The sequence below is a fragment of the Glutamicibacter sp. genome (assembly GCF_035257265.1).
Classification (GTDB): domain Bacteria; phylum Actinomycetota; class Actinomycetes; order Actinomycetales; family Micrococcaceae; genus Glutamicibacter.
Map to the genome: position 1 here is coordinate 200,848 of NZ_DATEXC010000039.1, position 20,528 is coordinate 221,375.

Consider the following 20,528-nt stretch of genomic DNA (forward strand, 5'->3'; position numbering starts at 1 on the left):
AAAACGGTTAATCTGGCCAGTTTTGCGGGCGTTGAGCCGGTTTTACCATATTGGCCCGGCGCCGGTGTCCGTTGTGAACGGCAAGTAGGCTCCAAAACGACTAACCTTGAGAGCAAGAGTGTTCATTTCCCAAGGAGTTAAACTCATGACCGGCAGCAAAGTTGTAGCCTTTGGCCATTTCCAGCCTGAGCGCATCGTGCCCAACACCGAGTTGGAAACGCTGGTCGAGACCAGCGACGAGTGGATTACCCGCCGCGTAGGGATTCAGGAGCGCCGCTGGGGAACCGGCGTCGAGACCGTTGATTCGATGGCAATCAAGGCCGCGAAGATGGCTCTGGACAATGCCCCGGACATCAACGCCGAAGACATCGACCTGATCATCGTCGCCACCTGCACCGCGACGGATCGCACCCCCCATATGGCCGCCCGCGTAGCCCTGGGTCTTGGCATGGATCAGGGTCCGGCCACCATGGATCTGAACGCCGCCTGCTCCGGGTTCGCACACGCGGTAGGCATGGCACAGGGCGCGATTGCCGCCGGCAGCGCCACCAAGGCACTGGTAATCGGCTCGGAAATGCTCACCGATTACACCGACTTCACCGACCGCAGCACCTGCGTGCTGACCGCTGACGGTGCCGGAGCATTCATCATCACCGCTTCGGATACCGCAGAAATTTCGCCGGTGGTCTGGGGTTCGGTTCCTTCACTGTCCGACGCCGTGCGCATTGAGGCAGACAATGATATGAAGTTCGCGCAGAACGGGCAGAGCGTTTACCGCTGGACCGTCACCCAGTTGCCAAAGATCGCGTCGAAGATCATCGACCGTGCGGGCCTGAAGCCAGAAGAACTAGACGCAATCATCTTGCACCAGGCTAACCTGCGCATCATCGAGCCATTGGCGGAGAAGATCGGCGCACCCAACGCCCGCGTGGCCACCGACGTGGTCTACTCCGGCAACACCTCGGCCGCCTCGATGCCGCTGGCACTGTCCAAGCTGATGGCCTCCGATGAGCCTCTGGCCTCGGGTGATAAGGCTTTGCTCTTCGCCTTTGGCGGCGGACTTTCCTACGCCGGACAGATCATCACCATTCCTTAAGCACCACGGATACAGATAATCCCGGATCGATTTAACATTCGATCCGGGATTACCTATTTAAGCGCCAGATGCGTCTCCAAGCGATGAAGCTTAGTAGACGATGACCGGCTTGAGCGTGGATCCATCAGCTGAATCAGCGAAAGCTTGATTGATGTCTTCAAACTTGTACGTTTTGATCAGCTTGTCGAAGGGGAACAGCCCCTGGCGGTAGAGGTTGATCAAGCGCGGAATGAATTCCTTCGGTACGGCGTCGCCTTCGACGACCAGATGCACATTGATTCCGGCGAGCAGCTGGGTTCCAATATCGATTTTCGCTTCGGTGCCCAGTTTGGCCGCACCCACCAGCGCCGCGTGACCGCGGATGGCTAGCGAATTGGTCATCTGGGTGAAGACCATGGGTACTCCCGTGGTGTCCAGCGCGTACTGTGCCCCACCGCCGGTGATCTCCTTGATCGCTTGGACTGGATCAACTTCTTTGGAGTTCACCGTGTGGGTGGCACCAAGTTCTTTGGCGTATTCCAGCCGGGATTCGACGATATCCACCATGATGATCGTGGTGGCGCCGGCCGCCTTCGCCGCCAGCATACCGGCCATGCCTACAGCACCGGTGCCGAAAACCACGACCGATGAGCCCGCTTCCGGCTTGAGCACATTGAGCACCGCACCGGAGCCGGTCATGATGCCACAGCCTAGCGGGCCGAGAATATCAAGCGGCACATCATTTGGGACCTTTACCGCGCTATGGGCGACCACGTTGGTGTATTCGGCGAAGGAAGACTGCCCGAAGAAGTGTGAGCCAACCGGGGTGCCATTCTCCGAAAAAGCCTTGGAACCATCTGGACGCTGCACCCCGAAGTTGCGGTCGTAGAAGTTCACGCAGTACATCGGATGTCCGGAGACGCACTGCTCACAGCTGCCACAGTAGGCAGGGCCAAGAACCACCTTGTCACCGATGGAGAAGCCCGCAACGTCAGAGCCTACCGCGTCAACAATACCCGAACCCTCATGACCAAGGACGACCGGAAGCGGCACGGGATACCACTGATCTCGGATAATTGCGTCGGTATGGCATACGCCCGATGCAATGATTCGCACTCGAAGTTCATTGGAACGCGGTTCGTCAAGTTCCAGTTCCCGGATGTCCAGAGCTTGCTCTGGTGCCATCGCTACTGCTGCACGAGTTTTCATTAAATCCTCTTCTCTTCGCTGTCCGCGAGTTAATCCCGGACAGGGCGGTGGATTGCATCTGGTACCGATCTGTCGAGAGCGAAAACCGCCTTGTCGGAAACGTGCGACCTGCGTGGGCAACAGTTCCGCGAATCCGGCTAAAGATTGTCTTCATCACTCTCCCGGTGACGCAACATTTTCACTCTATCGCTTTATTCAAAAATTATGAATGACGCGTCAATTAATTTCACAATCGGCTCAAACCTGGAACTATTACGCATGCTCGATCTACTGGAAGCTACGTACGAACCAACGCGCAGCTTGCGTTTTTGATGCGCACCAACAGCCGACCGCCCTTCCGCGATCGCCGGCTCGGCTTGCCGGAGCGGGAATTGAGCCGGCGTGCTGACTAGAGCATTCGCATCCGCAGAAGCAAGGACTTGACGTTGGGTGCATCACACCCGCACACTGGTAATCATGAACCTGTCAGACAGCTGGACAGCCGGACAGCAGCCGATCGCTCGGACCAGCGCCTCCGAGGCCGTGTTTAATACCCTGCGCACCGCCATCGAGGCCCAAGAGATCCCGCTGGGGGCCAAACTCGGCTCCGAAGCTACCCTCGCCGCAACCTATGGGGTCAGCCGCTCGGTAGTTCGCGAAGCGCTGCGTTCCTGCGCTGCTTTAGGGCTGACCCGCACCGAAACCGGGCGTGGAACCTTTGTCATCGCCCACCGGCCCACCCGCGATCTGGTGCTTGGCACGTTCTCCTCGGCCGACCTCTACGAGGCCCGCCCGCATATTGAAATCCCGGCCGCCGAGCTGGCCGCTACCCGGCGTACCAGCGAAGATCTGGAACGACTGACCGGACTCATCGAAGACATGGAAGCAGAAGACGGCTCCGAAGCTTGGGTGCAGCTGGACGCCGCCTTCCATGCGGCCATAGCCCGGGCCAGCGGCAACTCCGTTTTTGACCGCGTCGTGGGCGACATCCGCGACGCGATGGCCCGCCAGTCAGAAACCGTCAACCTGGTCACCGGCCGCCGCTCCCCCTCAAATTCCGAGCACCGTGCCATCGTCGAGGCCATCCGAGCCGGCCAGCCCGAGGCCGCCGGCCAAGCCATGGCCGATCACCTGAGCGCAGTGCAGCACGCAGTATCCACCATCGTCAGGAGCACCAAGTGAATCCCTCGCCAGCAACATCTGTGGCGCACCCCTCCACGGCAGCGGCGCTGCCTGCCCACATTCCGCTGGTCGCCGCCAGCCGCGGAAACGTCCTGGAGTCGATCCATTATGGGTCAGCGGTCTTGCTTGACCCCGACGGACAGCCGTTGATGACCCTGGGCGATCAGCAGGCACGCTTCTACCCGCGCTCCGCGCTCAAGCCGCTGTTCGCCGTCGCGATCCTCCGCTCCGGTCTGGAGCTCACCGACGAGCAGATCGCCTTGGCGTCCGCCAGCCACTCGGGCTCCCCGCGCCACCAGCAGGTCGCCGAATCCACGCTGCAGACTGCCGGACTATCCGCCGCAGATTTGGGCAACTCCACCGACCTGCCCTACGGCGTGGAAGAACGCGCCGCCTGGCTGGCCCAGGGCGGCACCGCTACCCAGCTGGCGCAGAACTGCTCGGGCAAGCACGCCGCGCTGCTGGCCATGTGCAAGCACAACGGCTGGGATACCCAGAACTACCTCGCCGCCGATCACCCGCTGGCAGCCACCCTGCGCGCGGTAGTTGAAGAGCTGACGGAGGAAAAAATCCTGCGCTCCAGCACCGATGGCTGCGGCACCGAGGTCTACCCGTTGACCTTGGCCGCGTTGGCCCGCGGTTTTGCCAAGCTGTCCGGCGCCGCCAAGAACACCGCAGAAGGCCGGGTCGCACACGCCATGCGCACCCACCCGGAACTGGTGGCCGGCGAGGGACGCGACGTCACCGCGCTGATGCGCGCACTTCACGGCTCCGTGGCCAAGGACGGCTTCGAAGGCATCCAAGCGGTCGGCCTCGCCGATGGGTCTTCGCTGGCGGTGAAGATTTCCGACGGTTCAGATCGGGCCCGCATGCCGATCACCGTGAAACTACTGGCCGAACGCCTGGACGGCGAAGCCCAACACCAGTTACGCGGCCTCGCTTCCACCGACCTGCTTGGCGGCGGAGAAGTCGTCGGGCAGCTCCAAGCGCTCTAAAACACCGGCAAAATTTAGCATCATCAACCACCTAGGGTGCGCTCAGTGCGCCCAAAAATCAGGAGTGAGCAGACATGTCTGAAACCCTTCAGGCTCCCGTAACCCGCAGCGAACACGACCTCATCGGCGACCGTGAAATCCCGGTTGAAGCCTATTGGGGGGTGCATTCGCTGCGCGCCAAGGAAAATTTTGACATCACCGGGACTTCCCTGTCCGGCAACCCGCACCTGATCACCGCGCTGGCCCGGGTCAAGCAGGCGGCGGCGCGCGCCAACCATGAGCTGGGCTTGCTTGACGACGCCCGGGCGCGGGCCATCGACCAGGCCTGCGAGGCGATCGCCAATGGCTCGCTGCACGACCAGTTCATCATCGACCCGATCCAGGGCGGCGCGGGCACCAGCACCAATATGAACGCCAACGAGGTCATCGCCAACCTCGCGCTGGAAATCATGGGGCACGCCAAGGGCGAATACTCGTTTTTGCACCCCAACGACCATGTAAACCTTTCGCAGTCCACCAACGACGCCTACCCCACCGCGGTGAACATCGCCACGCACTTCGCCACCCAGCCGCTGCTAGCCGCCATGGCGGTGCTGGAGAACTCCTGCCTGGCCAAGGCCAAGGAATTCCGCAGCGTGGTCAAAATGGGCCGCACCCAGCTGCAGGACGCGGTGCCGATGACCGTCGGCCAGGAATTCGGCGGCTGGGCGGTCACCCTGCGCGAGGACCGCGACCGCTTGGCCGAGTCGCTGTCCCTGGTCACCGAGATCAACCTGGGCGCCACCGCCATCGGCACCGGGCTGAACGCCCCGGCCGGCTACGCCGAATCGGCCCGCGGCCACCTCGCAGAATTGACCGGCCTGCCGCTGAAAACCAGCGAAGACCTGATCGAGGCGACCAGCGATGTGGGGGCCTTTGTGCACCTTTCGGGGGTGCTCAAGCGTGTGGCGCTGAAAATCTCGAAGATCTGCAACGATCTGCGTCTGCTCTCCTCGGGCCCGCGCGCGGGACTCAACGACCTGCAGCTGCCTGCCGTGCAGTCCGGATCCTCGATCATGCCCGGCAAGGTCAACCCGGTGATCCCGGAGGTCGTGAACCAGATCGCCTACCAGGTGGTCGGTTATGACATGACGGTGACCATGGCCGCCGAGGGTGGCCAGCTGCAGCTGAACGCCTTTGAGCCGGTGATCGCGCATTCCATCGGGCTCTCGCTCAAGCACCTGACCAACGGCTGCCTCACCCTGGCTGCCCGGTGCATCGACGGCATCACCGTCGATGAGGACGCGTTGCGCCGCGAGGTGGAGAACTCCATCGGGCTGGTCACTGCGCTGAATCCACGGCTCGGTTACGCCGCTTCCACCTCGATCGCGCTCGAAGCGCTGCATTCCGGTCGCGGCGTGGCCGAACTAGTACTCGAACGCGGCCTGCTGTCCGCACAAGATCTCAACGAACTGCTCAAGCCAGAGCGCCTGGCAAATCTCTCCGACTAACTGTTAAGGACTACGATGGAGCATTCCACCACCCGCGCTACCGCTGCGCACGTCCCGGATGCCGGCCTGACCGCCGGCGACGGGGACTACCACAAGGGACTTTCCTCCCGCCAAATGCAGATGATCGCCATTGGCGGCGCCATCGGCACGGGCCTGTTCATGGGCGCCGGCGGGCGTCTGGCGGCGGCCGGCCCAGGCATCGTCATCAGCTACGCGGTCTGCGGATTTTTCGCATTCCTGATCTTGCGCGCCCTGGGCGAACTGGTCATGCACCGCCCGTCCTCGGGCTCGTTCGTCTCCTACGCCCGGGAATTCTACGGCGAGAAGGCCGCCTTCGCCACCGGCTGGCTGTACTGGCTGAACTGGGTGATGACCTCGATCGTGGACATCACCGCGGTGGCGCTCTACATGGCGTTCTTCGGTAAGTATGTGGCGTGGATCGGCAGCGTTCCGCAGTGGCTCTGGGCGCTCGCGGCGCTGGCGCTGGTGCTGGGCATGAACCTGGTCTCGGTCAAGGCCTTCGGCGAGATGGAGTTCTGGTTTGCGCTGATCAAGGTAGTTGCGCTGGTGGGCTTCTTGATCGTCGGCTGCTACTTTGTCATCTTCGGCACCCCGATCGACGGCCACGAGGTGGGCTTCAGCATCCTCTCCGAGAATGGCGGACTGCTGCCTAATGGGCTGCTGCCGGTGCTGGTGCTGATGCAGGGTGTGGTCTTCTCCTACGCGTCGATCGAACTGATCGGCACCGCGGCTGGAGAGACGGAAAACCCCGAAAAGGTCATGCCGAAGGCGATCAATACCGTGATCATCCGCATCGCCGTATTCTACGTCGGCTCGCTGGTTCTGCTCTCGCTATTGCTGCCCTACAGCGCATACAAGGCCGGCGAATCCCCGTTCGTAACCTTCTTCGGCTCCATCGGCATCCAGGGCATGGACGTGGTGATGAACCTGGTGGTGCTCACCGCCGCGCTCTCCTCGCTGAACGCCGGGTTGTATTCCACCGGGCGAATCATGCGTTCGATGTCGCTGAACGGCTCGGCCCCGCGCTTCGCCGGGCGCATGAACAAATCCGGGGTCCCCTACGGCGGCATCCTGATTACCGCTGCCGTGGCGGTGCTCGGCGTAGTGCTCAACGCCTTTGTTCCGGCCGCAGCCTTTGAAATCGTATTGAACTTCGCCGCCGTGGGCATCATCGCCTCCTGGGGCATGATCGTGTTGTGCCAAATGGCGCTGGTGAAGGCGGCACGGCGCGGAAGCCTGGCCCGGCCAAGCTTCCGGATGCCGCTGGCTCCGGTCTCCGGCTGGGTGACGCTGATCTTCCTGGCCGCGGTGCTGATCCTGATGGCCTTCGATAATCCGGTCGGCACCTGGACGATCGCCTCGCTGGCCATCATCATCCCGCTGCTGATTCTTGGCTGGTACGCCAGCCGGAAGCGGATCAACGAGCTGGCCGATGTGCGGCTCGCCGCGCAGCAGCAGCGCACCGATGACCCGGGCAATGAGAAGGCTTCCGTATAGCCACCGAAAACTACGCATGATTATCCGGCGGGAGCTACGGCTCCCGCCGGATATTTTTATCTCCTTGCGGCGCCGGAGTTAACCTGCCGCATGGCGCACGCTGAGCAGGATCGCCTCCACGGTTTGGTACTGCTCGCTGGCCAGGAACTTGTCCACCCCTTCCCGGGTGGGGTCATCGCCGATCCCCTGATCCTCCATGTACTCGTCTTCTACCCAGAACATCGGGGCCTGGGAATCGCCGATCTTGAAGTACTCAAGATCCGGCATTTCGGTACGATCGGCCAGCACCTGGTCATCGATCAACGCCAGCGAGAACCCTGTCTCCTGCTCGCCATCTTCTTGGCTGGTCCCGGTCCAGAATTCTGCCAGCAGGCTGGTCGGGGTCTTCAGCCCCGGCACCGGTACCTGCTTGAGCACCTCGCGTTCATACAGATTCGGATCCCCATCCGGGGAGGTGGCGGTATTCGGGATCAGCGTCAGCACATGCTCCCCGCGCCGATCCTTCACCTCCCAGTTGTCATACTCGGTGCATTCGCCCTGGCAGTCATCACCGGCCACGGACCAATCTTCGGGAAGTTTAAAACCGATGCCCATCACTTCTTTGTTCACCGTCAGCTCCGCCGGCCTATCCGTCGGCGGTTGCGCACTGGCCGGCGGCTGGGTAGTTGCGGCAGTTGCGCTGCCATCGGTACTCGATGCCGGCGAGCTGGCCGACTCCTGCGGGCTCTGCGATTGCTCCTTGCCGCTGGAATCCGCTGCCGGATCGCCGGTTGAACATCCGGCAAACAGCAGCGCCGAGGCAGCCGTCAAGCAGAGCAGCCGAAGACGGTGCGGACGTTGTTTCATTTTTCTCTCCTCAGCGTGAGCCATGTGATGAGCGTTCTCTAAGCTACGATCCCTCATCGGTTGTCCTATTCCAATATCGACAGCATTAAATCTTGGCCGCAAATCCGGCATTTCGCCTGATGCTGCGTTAAATCTGGGGTGCCCGGCGCACTAGTGCCTGCCACGCATTAGTGGAAAGATGTGAGCTATGACATATGCCAAGCAACCATTTCACAATCTAGACGAGTACATCGGCCTTCCGCGGGTAGCTGGCCTGGCGCTATCCCCCGACGGCACCAAACTTGTCACCACGCTGAGCACCCTCAGCAGTGACCAAACAAAATACTCCTCCGCCCTGTGGCAGCTGGACCCGCAGGGAAAAACACCTGCCCGGCGCCTGACCTTCGGAGAAAACGGCGAATCGCAGCCGAGCTTCGGCGCCGACGGCGACCTCTTTTTTCTCGCCAAACGCGGCAGCGGGGAAGACGCCAAACCCGAAGCCTGGCGCTTGCCCTCCGCCGGAGGAGAAGCCCGATCGATCCTCACCCACCCGGCGGGGATCGGGTCGCTAACCTGCTTCGCCCATAACAGCGAACGCGTGCTGGTCTGCGCTGCGGGTATGCCGCGTGCCAGCGATCTGGACCACGAAGCGAAAATCCTGGAGGAGCGGAAAACAAAAAAGATCTCCGCCATCCTCCACACCGGCTACCCGGTGCGCTACTGGGACGCGGACCTCGGACCGCAGACCCCGCACTTTTATACCGCAGCCCTTGAACACGATGCGGATGCCGAATCCGCGGCGCTGAAGGATCTGACCCCCAGCAGCGGCGTGCAGCAGACCGATACCGGCTTCACCGCCGCGGACAACGGCGAATTCTTGATCACCGAATGGCTCGTTCCGGAGGGCCGCGGCTCGCTTGCCACCGGCCTGATGCGCTTAGATCTGCACAGCGGTGCGCAGGAAATGCTGCTCGCACCCGATGAGACCTACGAATACACGGTCGGCAAGATCAGCCCGGATTCCAGCAAACTCATCTACGCCCGATGGACCCGCTCCACCCCGCAGCGTGCCGGAGCAATGACCCTGTGGCTCATGGAGCTCTCCAGCGGCGAAACCCATCAGATCGCCGTCGGCTGGGATCGCTGGACCAACGACATCACCTGGTTCCCCAACGGAAACTCGCTGCTGCTGACAGCCGATGACAACGGCCACGGCCCAATCTTCCATCTCGACCTTGAGAGCGACAAGATCACCCGGATCACCGCGGATGGCGCCTACACCAACGTGCTGATCAGCCCGGATTCGCGCACCGCCTACGCACTGCGCTCCAGCTACCAGTACCCCGCCGAGCCGGTGTCCCTCGAACTGACCCACCTCAGCGAGCTGGAGTCGGGTCAGTACGCCGCACTGACTAAGCTGCTCTCCCCCGCCGGTCAGCCAGAACTGCCCGGCACGCTGACCGAGGTGAGCGCCACCGCCGCCGATGGCGCGGCGGTCCGCGCCTGGCTGGCGCTGCCGCACGGTGCATCCGCTGCCAGCAAGGCGCCACTCTTGCTCTGGATCCACGGTGGACCACTGGGTTCATGGAACGCCTGGAGCTGGCGCTGGAGCCCTTGGCTCGCGGTCGCGCAAGGCTACGCGGTGCTCTTGCCCGATCCGGCGCTGTCCACCGGTTATGGTCAAGATTTCATCCAACGCGGTTGGGGCCGGTGGGGTAGCGAACCATACACGGACCTGCTGGCGATCACCGATGCCGCCGAGGCGCGCGCGGACATCGATCAGACCCGCACCGCGGCCATGGGCGGATCCTTCGGCGGTTATATGGCCAATTGGATCGCCGGGCATACCGACCGCTTCAAGGCAATCGTGACTCATGCGAGCCTGTGGGCGCTGGATGGTTTCGACAAGTCCACCGATGCCTCGTTCTACTGGACCCGGGAGATGAGTCCGGAAATGATCCAGGCTAATTCCCCGCATCACCACGTGGCGCAGATCATTACCCCGATGCTGGTCATCCACGGGGATAAGGATTACCGCGTGCCAATCAGCGAGGGGCTCAAGCTCTGGTACCAGCTGCTGGCCGATTCGGGCCTGCCGCAGGCGCCGGACGGCACCACCGATCACCGGTTCCTGTACTTCCCCGACGAGAACCATTGGATCCTCAGCCCGCAGCACGCGAAGATCTGGTACCAGGTGGTCTTCGAGTTCCTCTCGCAGCACGTATTGGGCAACGAGCCGGGTCAACTGCCCGAGGTGCTGGGCTGAAGAGCGGATTAAACGCCGATGGCGGTCCCCATTGCCCTGCACGCGGGGCAATGGGGACCGCCGCCTGCGTGGAAGCCTACTAGATGGGCAGCAGCACCGAAGCCGGTTCGTCTCCGCCGGCCCCACGGGTGGCCGCCACTAAAACGTTCGCACGCCGAGTGACATCTTGATCGCGTTCCCCCAGGCGCGCCACCAAACGCTCAAGGTGCGCCACCCTGCGCGCGAAGGGCTGGCCCCACCGCTCGCCCACGGGCAGTTGGGTTAGTTCTTGCGCCTCATGCCAGGCCATCACCAATGCGCGCTCGAAGAGCCGCTGCCCCGCCTCATCGGCGCGCCCGTGAGTATCTGCACCGAGCACCGCCACCGCGTTAATCTGCGAATCCTCCAACCCGAGCAGCAGCGCTTCAAGCTGCCGCTTCGCCTGTGCCAAGCTGCGTGCGCCCCGCCCGAACCGGCCCAGCCGGGTAGCCGTCGACAGCAGGTAACGCACCACCAGTACCAGGTTGAGCACGGTCAGGCAGAACAGGAACGTGAGCATCCAGAACAGCGCCGTGCCAGAAAAATCGACCGGCTCATAGCCGTTGCGCGCTAACGCGTTGTTGTAGTCATCCAAGGCCCCGGCCACCTCCATCTCCAGGTACTTGGACTCGCTGATCGAGCCGTGCTCCCAGGCGGCCAGCTGCCCCCACCCGTAATCGCCGCGCTGCAGCTGCGCGGAGATCACCCCCGGCACGACGGTTCGTTCATCGTCGGCAAGCAGCACCGGGACGATCACTTCGCCTTCACGCAGCTCCCCGGTAAGCGGATCAACCTTGTCCTTGAATTCGCTTTTCAGCCGCCATTTGGCTTCCAAGATACTGCGCGGACGCACCTGGTGGAAGCTTCGCCCCGCTTCAAGCGGAAGGAAATCCAGGTAGCTTTCGGCATCGCGTACGGCCAGGGTAAAGCTGGTGCCGGTCTGAAAATCGGTGTCCATATAACGGCGGACCTCGTCTTCATCGAGCAGCTTGGCCGGATCATCAACCTCGAAGCTGACGCCCTGGCCGCTGCCGCCGCGCGGAACCTCCGGTTTGCCGGTCAGGGTGCCCACCGTCAGCCCGGCGGCGATCATCGCGGCAAGCAGCGTCGCCACGGCCCCGGCAAGGCGCAGCCCACGGCGCCTCGGGGCAGGTTCGTCACTGCCCGGTGAACGCGCTGTGCGGCCGGCGGGAGTTTTGCCGGCGGCAGGCAGAGCGGGCGCCGGCTGCTGCCTCCGGGTATCGGAGGCGAGCGTATCGCCCAAGGTGGCGCGGACCAGCGCGTTGGCAAGACTCAACTGGTACAGGGCGCTGGACTGCTCCGCGGTTTTAAGGCCCAGACTTTCGCGCAGCTGAAGATGCTCCGCGGGAACCTGCGCCACTGCGGGGATTTTCCCGCGCGGGTAACGGCGCAGGCTGCGGGCCAACGCCTTGGCGTGTGCGGCCAGCTGTATTTCGGCCTTGCGCCAGCGCTCAACGGCCTGCGAACTATCGGTCTCCAGGGCCGAGGCCTGCAGCAATTCGCCCAGATCATCACGCAGCCTGCGCACGTCGCTGCCGGAAATCATTTTTCCCGGGGCGTGCTCAAGGCGAATCAGCAAAGCGGTTGCCGCATCGTTGATCGGCCGGCTCAATTGGTCAAAGGTGGAACCGGTCCCGGCAAGGTTTGCATGCACCGACCCGGCTCCCAGCAACGCGTCGGCGAGCTGAGTCAGTGTGCGGGTGCTCGCTTCGAAGGCGGCGAGCTGGGCACCGGTGTGCGCACTGGCCGCCTCCTTTTTGGTAAACAGCGCGGTGACCAGCGGATCTTCACTGCGCGCCGCCTGCAGGGACAGGCTTTGCAGCTCCTCCCAGTTTCTGCTGAACCCCGCCGGACGCGAGCCAGCTGGTACGGCAGCATAGGTCGCCTCCAGGGCTTCAAGGTCCAGCAGCACCCGGGCCAGCTTGCGTCGCGCAGCAGTCAGCCGGCGATGCCGCGACCCCCACCGCGAGCGGTAGCGCAGCGCAGCATACAGCAGCGCGGCGGTCAGCATCGCGCAGAGGCCAATCGCACCAAACCAGTAGACGGGGTTTTGTACGCCTTGCGCAGAGAGCACGATCGCGGCGCGCTCGGCGGCCGCCACCACCGCCTGCGGGCCGTGGCCTAAGCCCAGATTGTCTCGGAAAGCCCCACTAATTTCAAAGCGTGCCGCGGTATATTCATCGCTGCCGGCCACCAGATCCGAGTCCAGCGCGGCCCCGGTGAACCGCCGCTGCACGCTGCCATTCTGGCTCTCCAGATTCTCCAGCTGAGTGGAGAGCAGCACCTGCTGCGCGGGCAGCTGTCCGCGCAGCAGCTCATCACCGCTCAAGTACCGGTCGGTGACCGTGAGCCGCAGCGGCTGATGCGATTTGATCGGATCACTCAGCGCCGCGTCGACCGTGGCCTGGCTGATATTCCAGTCCGGTGTCCCTTCGACCACGATGTCCACCTCAAAGCGTGGCTCTTCGGGGATCGACCGGTAGCCCTGCAGGGCTACGAAGGTGGTTATCAGTGCCATCAGCAGCGCGCCGAGCGCGGCCCAGGATCGTGGCCTGCGCAGCTTGCGGCCCCGTGAATCGTAGAACCCGGGCCGGCTCATGAATTCTCCTGCAGGTGTTCACCGGTCAGCGTGTGAGCCCGCACCAGCGCGGCGTCCACGGTGGTCAAAGGATCTGAAAATACCTGCCGAGCGCCGTCCGCATCCATTCGCCGGCGCAGAGAATCAATCAGTTCTACCCGTGCCCCGCGCGCCTGGGTGAGGGCGGCACTATGGTTTTGCTGCAGTTCGGCACGCAGTTGCCAGAGCTCGTCCAGGAACTGCACCGGGCTGTGCTGACGGGGCGCGCTGGCCTGCACCCAGTTTTGAATCTTGTCCAACCGGTTGGTGTGTTCGATAATCATGGTCCGCAAATGCGGCAGGCAGTCCAGCTGACCCACAGAGTCCAGGTTGAGGAATTGCGCGGTGTCTTCGAGCCGTTCCCGGTGCGTGAGCACGATGGCTTTCCAGTCGGCGCTCTGCCCGCGTTTTGCCTCAAGCAGCGTATTGAGCGCCTTCGTGGCGGCGACCAGCAGCTCCTGATCGGCGAGGCAGGCTTCCATCCGCGCTAACTCTTCGACGCTCAGCGCGCCGCCGTCCTGATAGTTCTGCGCAAGCCGTACAGCGCGCTCGTTCAGCACTGGTATCGCCGCGTTGATGGACTCGCTGGCCCGCCTGCTGCGCCCAGGTGGCTCGCCGGCAGGCAGCGGTGCCTGGAATTTCTGCAGCCGGAAGGCACGATGGCGGAGTAATTCGACGAGCTGCTGTCCACGCTGGGCACGCTGGTCCGCAGCCTGGGCGCGCACCTTGCGCCGGTGCACGATGAAGGCCGCGATCACCACGCCGAGCACCAGCAGTGCAAGCATGCCTGCCCCTTGCCAGCTGGTGAACATGGATTTTTTGGGCGCCTACAGCTGCGCAGCACTCGCCTTGCTCACCTCGATGATTGCCTGGGTGTAGTTTTGGGAATCAAAATATTGCTGGCCCGCGCGTTGAATACGCTCGGTCGCACCCTCGGCCTTGGGCCTGACATCTCGGCCCGGATCCACAAAAACTTCGGTGGGTGCACCGGCGAGTTCGGGAAGCATCACCCCCACCACGATCCACCCTTTACCGACGTACCCGCGTTCTTTCCCGTGCTCCAACCAGTCATCGCTGAGCGCATCACCGTCGCCAAAGAGCAGCAGGCCGCGCACTAGCTGCGCAGCACCCTTGAGCTTATTGGGTTTTTTATCCACTCCCACCAGGATCTTTGCGTGGGTTGCGCCCATCGATTCGCGCACCTGGTCAACGATCGCCTGCTGATCAACCGAATCCTGGGCCGCCTCGCTGACCGCCAGATAGAAGTTCTCTTCGTGCGCGCTGATCAGCGGGATCAGCACCGGCTCGCTGTCTTGAGCCGGGGCGCTGGACTCGGTGGTGGGATACACCGGCGCCGGCTGCGCCACGTGCGCGCTCATCGGCAATATGAAAAACGTCAGCACTAGCGCGGCAGTGGCTGAAACAAGCGGTCGAATCATAGTCCTGCGAGTATATCAACAATACTTTGAGTAACCGGGAGTGAAAAACCCGTCGGGTGGATGCCTTGCGGGCACCCACCGGACGGGTTTTTCCGTGGTTTCAGTCAAGCAATAATGCAGGTTCTTCCATGATCGAGGCGACATCGGCCATGAACCGTGCGGACAGATCCCCGTCCACCACCCGGTGGTCAAAGGAACCGCCCAGCGTGGTGATCCAGCGTGGCACTACCTCGCCGTCGAGAACCCATGGCTTCTGCTTGATCGTGCCGAAGGCGACGATCGCAACCTCGCCGGGGTTGAGGATCGGCGTTCCGGTGTCAATGCCCAGCACCCCGATATTGGTGATGCTCAACGTGCCTTCGCGCATATCCTCCGGGCTGGTCTTGCCGGCCCGGGCGGTCATCGCCAGGTCATTCAGCGCGATCGCAAGTTCCCGCATATTCAGCGTGTGGGCGTTCTTGATATTCGGCACCAGCAACCCGCGCGGGGTGGCTGCCGCGATCCCCAAATTCATGAAGTGCTTCTGGTGGATCTCCGCGCCGGATTCGGTCTCCACCCACGAGGCGTTCACCGACGGGTTACGCGCCGCGGCCCAAATGACCGCGCGCGCCAAAACCAGCAGCGGGGAAACCTTAATTCCCTCAAAATCGCGGGACTTCTTCAGCCTGGCCACATACTCCATGGTGCGGCTGGCATCCACGTCGACGAAGATCGACACGTGCGGGGCACTGAATGCCGACTGCACCATCGCCTTCGCAGTGGCCTTGCGGACCCCGCGGACCTGCGAACGTTCGATCAGTGCGCCACCGGCGGCGCCATGGCCCCAGTAGGTCGGGGCCGCATCACGTTCGGCTTCGCGCTGCCCCTGGTAGCTGTTGACGTCTTCGCGGGTCACCTCGCCTTGTACGCCGGTGCCGATCACCTCGTTGATATCCACGCCGAGGTCTTTGGCCAAGCGGCGCACCGGCGGTTTAGCCAGCACCCGGTCCATGAAGTTCGCCATCGCAGGCTTGCGGCGGTCCACTTCGCGGGCCACCGCCTGTCCCAGTCCCTGGGCGCGGCGTGAAATAGTATCCGCCAGACCGGCGGCACCCGCGCCAGCCTTGTTCGCCGCGCTGGTCCGTTCGTCACCCGTGGACGGGGCCGGGCGGCTGGTCCGGGCTCGGCGCACCGCCGAATCCGCTGCCGGGCCGGAACCAACCAATGGGCCCGGCTCCTCGCTATGGTTCGGAGTTTCCGTGTTGGCGACCTGCACCGGTTCGGGCACGCCGGTGGGAAGCACCGGGTCGCCCTCCTCGTTGATGGTGATCAGCGGCTGGTCCACCAGCACGGTCTCCCCTTCGGCGGCATGCAGTTCGGTGACCACCCCGGCGAAAGGGCACGGCAGCTCTACGAGCGACTTCGCGGTTTCAATTTCGACAAAGATCTGGTTGACCTCAACGGTGTCGCCCACCTGGACCTTCCATGAAGCGATATCGGCTTCGGTCAGCCCCTCGCCCACATCGGGAAGATTAAAGACAGTCATGTTTTTCTCCTTGAATCCGTCGCTTAGTAGGCGAAGGACCGGTCGAGGGCTTCGAGTAGCTTGTCGATGTCCGGCAGGTACTGGGATTCGACCTTAGAGATCGGGTACGGCATATGGAATCCGCCCACACGCAGCACCGGCGCTTCCAAGGAGAGGAACGCGCGTTCGGTGATCCGCGCGGCGATCTCCCCGCCGATCCCGCCAAAGGTCGGTGCCTCATGGGTCACGATCAGCCGTCCGGTCTTCTGCACCGACTCGGTGATGGTGTCAAAGTCAATCGGCGAGAGCGAACGCAGGTCGATGACTTCCACCGAGCGCCCGTCTTCCCGCGCTGCCTCTGCCGCCGCGAGTGCGATCGGCACCAGCGGGCCGTAGGCCACGATGGTCGCGTCATCGCCGGGACGCACTACCTGCGCCTTGAACGCGTCCAGCGCCGGAGTTTCGGTATCCACCTCGCCCTTGAGCCAGTAGCGGCGCTTGGGTTCCAGATAGATCACCGGGTCCTGGCAGGCCGCGGCCTGCTGGATCATCCAGTACGCGTCGTGCGCATTCGACGGGGTGATCACGCGCAGCCCGGCGGTGTGCACAAAGAGCGCCTCAGGAGATTCGGAGTGATGTTCGATCGACCCGATGCCGCCGCCATAAGGGATGCGGATGACCACCGGAACCGTTAGCCGGCCCTCGGAACGCGCATGCATCTTGGCCAGCTGCGTGGTGATCTGGCTGAAGGCGGGGAACACAAAACCATCAAACTGGATTTCTACCAGTGGGCTGATCCCGCGCAGCGCCATACCTACCGCGCCGCCGACGATCCCGGCCTCACCCAGCGGGGAGTCGATCACCCGGTGTGCGCCATATTTGTCGATCAGCCCGTCGGTGATGCGGTATACGCCACCGAGGCGGCCAATATCTTCACCCATGAGGATCGCACGGTCATTGGATTGCAGTATCTTGTCCAGGCCGTTGGTGATGGCCTTGGCAAGCGTCATAGTTGTCGTCAATTTACTTCTCCCCCGCGCCTGATTCGTCCGCAAACCCGGCCTCGTATTCCAAATGCCAAGCCAGCTCCTCCTGAATCAGCGGGTGCGCCTCGGCGTACACCTGCTCGAAGGATTTGGCCAGCGGCGGGACAGGGAAAGCCATGGCGTCCTTGCGAACCTTTGCGGCCATTTCATCGCCGTCGGCAGCCAGCTGCGCAAAGAATGCTTCGTCAGCAATCTTGTTTTCACGCAGGTACGTTTCCAACCGGATCAGCGGATCCTTCGGAGCCCAGGCGAGCTCGTCTTCGCTCATTCGGTACTTGGTTGGATCATCTGCGGTGGTATGTGCACCCAAGCGGTAGGTCATCGCCTCAATGAGTACCGGCCCCTTGCCGCTGCGTGCATGTTCCAGCGCCCAGCGAGTTGCTGCCAGCACCGCGAGCACGTCGTTACCGTCCACCTGGATGCCCGGCATGCCGTAACCGGCCGCGCGGTGAACCAAGTCCACCTTGGACTGCACGTCGAATGGCACCGAGATGGCCCACTGGTTGTTCTGGCAGAAGAACACCACCGGAGCGTTAAAGGAGTTCGCAAAAACCATCGCTTCGTGGGTTTCACCCTCGGTGGAGGAACCGTCGCCGAAGTAGGCCACCACCGCGTCGCCTTCGGCGGCACGTTTAGCCTCATCCCAGCCATGCTGGTCGAGGTTGATCGCCATTCCATAGCCCGATGCGTGAGGCATCTGCGCCGCGAGCACCATCGTGTACATGTGGAAGTTATTTTCCCGCGGGTCCCAGCCGCCACCGGAGATTCCACGGAAGAGCCGCAGCATCTCGGAGAAGGAGACGTTGCGGGTCAGTGCCACACCGTGTTCACGGTAGGTCGGGAAGATGTAGTCGCTGGGACGGGTGGCCCGCCCCGAACCGATCTGCGCCGCTTCCTGCCCACGCAAGGGAACCCAGAGGCATAGCTGCCCTTGGCGCTGCAGGGCAGTAGCCTCTTGGTCGAATCGGCGAGTCAACGCCATATCGCGGTAAAAACCACGCAACATGTCGTCGTCAACGTCACCCAAATACGCATCGTACATTTGGTTGGGAAGACGCTGGCCTTCCGGAGTCAGAATCTGCACTAGACCCTGGTCCGTCGCCTCATTCGCGGCACGCGACATAAAACATCCTTCAATCATTCATATGCCCCTCAAGGAATACATTCCCTATGGGACATATAGCGGCTTAACTACTAAACAGCCTATATCTTTCGGCCTCTAAAACGCGAGAATTAGAAGCACGTCAGCCGAGCTTTAAATCCTCAGAATTCTTGCACAATTCGATGAAACGATCATTCGCTTCAACCTCCGCGATCGAAATGCGCACACCCTCGGAGCCGAACCCGCGAACCGACAACGCCCGCTTCTGGGCACGCTGCACGAACTCTTGGGTGTTTTCACCCAACGGCAACCAGATGAAGTTCGCCTGCGTTTGCGGGAATACCCAACCCAGCGCTCGCAAAGCCGCCACCACACGATCACGTTCCTGAACTAAAATCTCCACGCGTTCAAACACCTTATCGATGTTTGCCAGCGAGGCAACGGCGGCATCTTCGGCTACCGAAGAAACAGCAAACGGGGTCGCCACCACGCGAATATTTTCGGTGATCTCCGGGTGCGCAACGCTGTAGCCGATGCGAAGATTAGCCAAGCCGTGCGCCTTAGAGAACGTGCGCAACAACACCACGTTTGGGTTCTCGCGGTAGGTGTTGACACCGTTCACTGAATGCTCATCACGGACAAACTCGATGTAGGCCTCATCTAAGACGATCAACACGTTACGTGGCACGCGGGCGATGAAGTCATCAACCTCGGCCTGCGTCAGGATGGGACCGGTGGGATTATTCGGAGTGCATAACAAAATTACCGAGGTGTTTTCGTTAACGGCTGCGATCATCGATTCCAGGTCGTGACGCCCATCGGGCAAGACCGGAATTTCTACCGGCAACGCCCCGGCACTTTGCACCAAGATCGGGTAAGCCTCAAATGAGCGCCACGCGTAGATGACCTCATCCTGAATTCCATCCTCGTTCTGCCCCGCGAAGGTAGTCAGAATCTGAGTCAGCGCACCAAGCGAACCGGCACCGGTGACGATATCTGCGGCAGGCACGTCGAGGTACTCGCTCAGGCTCGTCCGCAGCTTCGTCGACAGGCTATCCGGGTAGCGGTTCAGCGCATCCTGCGCCAAGACCGCCTGACGCACCTCATCAATTGGGCCAAAAGGAATCTCATTCGACGAAAGCTTGAACGGTTCAAGCCCTTCGACCACTACCGGTGGTTTGCCGGCGGCGTACTTGGGCAAGCGCGCAACGATGGAACGAGGTTGCACCAGGTCTTGGATTACAGGGTTCTCACTCATAGCTCAAGCCTAGTGCCCGGCGGCGCAATCGGCAGATTCCTTTTCCACCGATCATCCAGTCTTCTATGCCAAAATTGGCTTATGAGTTTTTTGATTCGAGTCATTATCAACGCCCTCGCGCTTGCCGCGGCCGTGTGGGTTGTCCCCGGCCTTCATATCTCGGCGATGAGCGATGACCTGATGGGCTCCGTCATTGCCTACTTGATCATTGGTCTGATCTTCGGTCTGATCAACGCCTTAGTGCGTCCGATCGTCGCGTTCTTCACGTTGCCCATCACCTGCCTGACCTTGGGCTTGTTCACCGTGATCGTCAACGCCTTGATGCTGCTGCTCACCAGCTGGCTGACACAATTCACCCCGGTCGGACTAAGCATCGATAAATTCTGGTGGGACGCAATCGCGGGCACCATCATCATCTCGATCATTTCCGCGGTCCTCGGCGTATTTGTAGGTAAGGAAAAACGCTAGCACCTGCGTGACACCGGTGCCCGTTGGACGATGAAATAGTTCATCGTCCAACGGGCACCGGAACTATTCAGCTGGCTGAGTTTTCCACAACTTTCAAATTCACCAGCCACGGCGCAGTATCCCGTTCATACTCAACTCATGAACACCACCGCCGGGGCCACCCTCACCGAACTGCACACGACGCTCACCGAGCTCACCGCAGCCACCGGTGAGCCAGAAAACCTCACCGGTGAAACCCTGCGCAAACTAGCCACCACCGGCACCAAGCTATTCACCTTCCTGCGCCTGCACCTGGCAGACACTACCGATCCCCGCCTCGCCCTGGAACTAGCCACCACCGGCCAGCACCTCGAAGACGAAGCAGCCCGCCTCCGAGTCACCGGCGCCGACCGGCTCGCCGCCACCAACGCCCACACCCTGGACGAAACAGAACTCGACACACTGCGCACCACACCCCCGGACACCAGCCGCGCGCCGCGCCGCTGCCCGGGTAAAGCAAGCTTCCAAACCCCCGCC

17 protein-coding genes are annotated in these 20,528 nt (G+C 62.2%); 8 read left to right on the plus strand and 9 right to left on the minus strand.

Annotated features, from left to right (window positions below; genetic code table 11):
• The first annotated feature begins 145 nt into the window (after nucleotides 1–145).
• Nucleotides 146–1,096, plus strand: coding sequence for a beta-ketoacyl-ACP synthase III (locus VJ369_RS11875; RefSeq protein ID WP_324092280.1), 951 nt, complete (start codon nucleotides 146–148; stop codon nucleotides 1,094–1,096).
• A 90-nt stretch (nucleotides 1,097–1,186) separates the two neighbouring features.
• On the opposite strand, the gene VJ369_RS11880 is transcribed toward VJ369_RS11875, so the two are convergent.
• Complete coding sequence (locus VJ369_RS11880) at nucleotides 1,187–2,284, minus strand: NAD(P)-dependent alcohol dehydrogenase (protein WP_324092281.1); 1,098 nt, start codon at nucleotides 2,282–2,284, stop codon at nucleotides 1,187–1,189.
• A gap of 456 nt (nucleotides 2,285–2,740) precedes the next feature.
• Here VJ369_RS11880 and VJ369_RS11885 point away from each other — a divergent pair, with 456 nt between their 5' ends.
• From VJ369_RS11885 to VJ369_RS11900, 4 genes are all read left to right on the plus strand, one after another.
• A complete protein-coding gene (locus VJ369_RS11885) occupies nucleotides 2,741–3,445 on the plus strand; it encodes a FadR/GntR family transcriptional regulator (protein ID WP_324092299.1) in 705 nt (234 codons plus the stop codon).
• Complete coding sequence (locus VJ369_RS11890) at nucleotides 3,442–4,440, plus strand: asparaginase (protein ID WP_324092282.1); 999 nt, start codon at nucleotides 3,442–3,444, stop codon at nucleotides 4,438–4,440. The genes VJ369_RS11885 and VJ369_RS11890 overlap by 4 nt, the downstream gene beginning before the upstream one ends.
• 74 nt (nucleotides 4,441–4,514) lie before the next feature.
• Complete coding sequence (locus tag VJ369_RS11895; protein ID WP_324092283.1) at nucleotides 4,515–5,930, plus strand: aspartate ammonia-lyase; 1,416 nt, start codon at nucleotides 4,515–4,517, stop codon at nucleotides 5,928–5,930.
• 15 nt (nucleotides 5,931–5,945) lie between these two features.
• The gene (locus VJ369_RS11900; RefSeq protein ID WP_324092284.1) at nucleotides 5,946–7,448 is read left to right on the plus strand and encodes an amino acid permease; all 1,503 of its coding nucleotides are present in this window, start codon (nucleotides 5,946–5,948) and stop codon (nucleotides 7,446–7,448) included.
• A gap of 78 nt (nucleotides 7,449–7,526) precedes the next feature.
• Here VJ369_RS11900 and VJ369_RS11905 read toward each other — a convergent pair whose 3' ends face one another.
• Nucleotides 7,527–8,294 (minus strand): hypothetical protein, encoded by a 768-nt coding sequence (locus VJ369_RS11905; protein ID WP_324092285.1) that lies wholly within the window; start codon nucleotides 8,292–8,294, stop codon nucleotides 7,527–7,529.
• 187 nt (nucleotides 8,295–8,481) lie between these two features.
• On the opposite strand from VJ369_RS11905, the gene VJ369_RS11910 reads away from it, so the two are divergent.
• Nucleotides 8,482–10,539: a S9 family peptidase gene (locus VJ369_RS11910; protein WP_324092286.1), complete on the plus strand. Its 2,058-nt coding sequence runs from the start codon at nucleotides 8,482–8,484 to the stop codon at nucleotides 10,537–10,539.
• Between the two features lie 79 nt (nucleotides 10,540–10,618).
• Here the strand turns inward: VJ369_RS11910 and VJ369_RS11915 are convergent, their stop codons facing one another.
• The 7 genes from VJ369_RS11915 to VJ369_RS11945 form a co-directional block, all read right to left on the minus strand.
• Complete coding sequence (locus tag VJ369_RS11915; RefSeq protein ID WP_324092287.1) at nucleotides 10,619–13,177, minus strand: DUF5129 domain-containing protein; 2,559 nt, start codon at nucleotides 13,175–13,177, stop codon at nucleotides 10,619–10,621.
• A complete protein-coding gene (locus VJ369_RS11920) occupies nucleotides 13,174–13,980 on the minus strand; it encodes a hypothetical protein (protein ID WP_324092288.1) in 807 nt (268 codons plus the stop codon). The genes VJ369_RS11915 and VJ369_RS11920 overlap by 4 nt, the downstream gene beginning before the upstream one ends.
• A gap of 42 nt (nucleotides 13,981–14,022) precedes the next feature.
• Nucleotides 14,023–14,634 carry a hypothetical protein gene (locus tag VJ369_RS11925; RefSeq protein ID WP_324092289.1) on the minus strand — a complete coding sequence of 204 codons (612 nt, stop codon included), beginning with the start codon at nucleotides 14,632–14,634 and terminating at the stop codon, nucleotides 14,023–14,025.
• A 100-nt stretch (nucleotides 14,635–14,734) separates the two neighbouring features.
• Nucleotides 14,735–16,159: a dihydrolipoamide acetyltransferase family protein gene (locus VJ369_RS11930; RefSeq protein ID WP_324092290.1), complete on the minus strand. Its 1,425-nt coding sequence runs from the start codon at nucleotides 16,157–16,159 to the stop codon at nucleotides 14,735–14,737.
• Between the two features lie 23 nt (nucleotides 16,160–16,182).
• The gene (locus VJ369_RS11935) at nucleotides 16,183–17,148 is read right to left on the minus strand and encodes an alpha-ketoacid dehydrogenase subunit beta (protein WP_324092300.1); all 966 of its coding nucleotides are present in this window, start codon (nucleotides 17,146–17,148) and stop codon (nucleotides 16,183–16,185) included.
• Between the two features lie 13 nt (nucleotides 17,149–17,161).
• Entirely contained in the window at nucleotides 17,162–18,307 is a 1,146-nt protein-coding gene (pdhA, locus tag VJ369_RS11940; RefSeq protein ID WP_324092291.1) for a pyruvate dehydrogenase (acetyl-transferring) E1 component subunit alpha, read from the minus strand.
• Nucleotides 18,308–18,428: 121 nt separating this feature from the next.
• Entirely contained in the window at nucleotides 18,429–19,544 is a 1,116-nt protein-coding gene (locus tag VJ369_RS11945; RefSeq protein WP_324092292.1) for a histidinol-phosphate transaminase, read from the minus strand.
• Between the two features lie 81 nt (nucleotides 19,545–19,625).
• Here VJ369_RS11945 and VJ369_RS11950 point away from each other — a divergent pair, with 81 nt between their 5' ends.
• Nucleotides 19,626–20,012, plus strand: coding sequence for a phage holin family protein (locus tag VJ369_RS11950; RefSeq protein ID WP_096254787.1), 387 nt, complete (start codon nucleotides 19,626–19,628; stop codon nucleotides 20,010–20,012).
• 138 nt (nucleotides 20,013–20,150) lie between these two features.
• On the plus strand, nucleotides 20,151–20,528 hold a 378-nt coding region (locus tag VJ369_RS11955; protein ID WP_324092293.1), incomplete at its 3' end, for a hypothetical protein.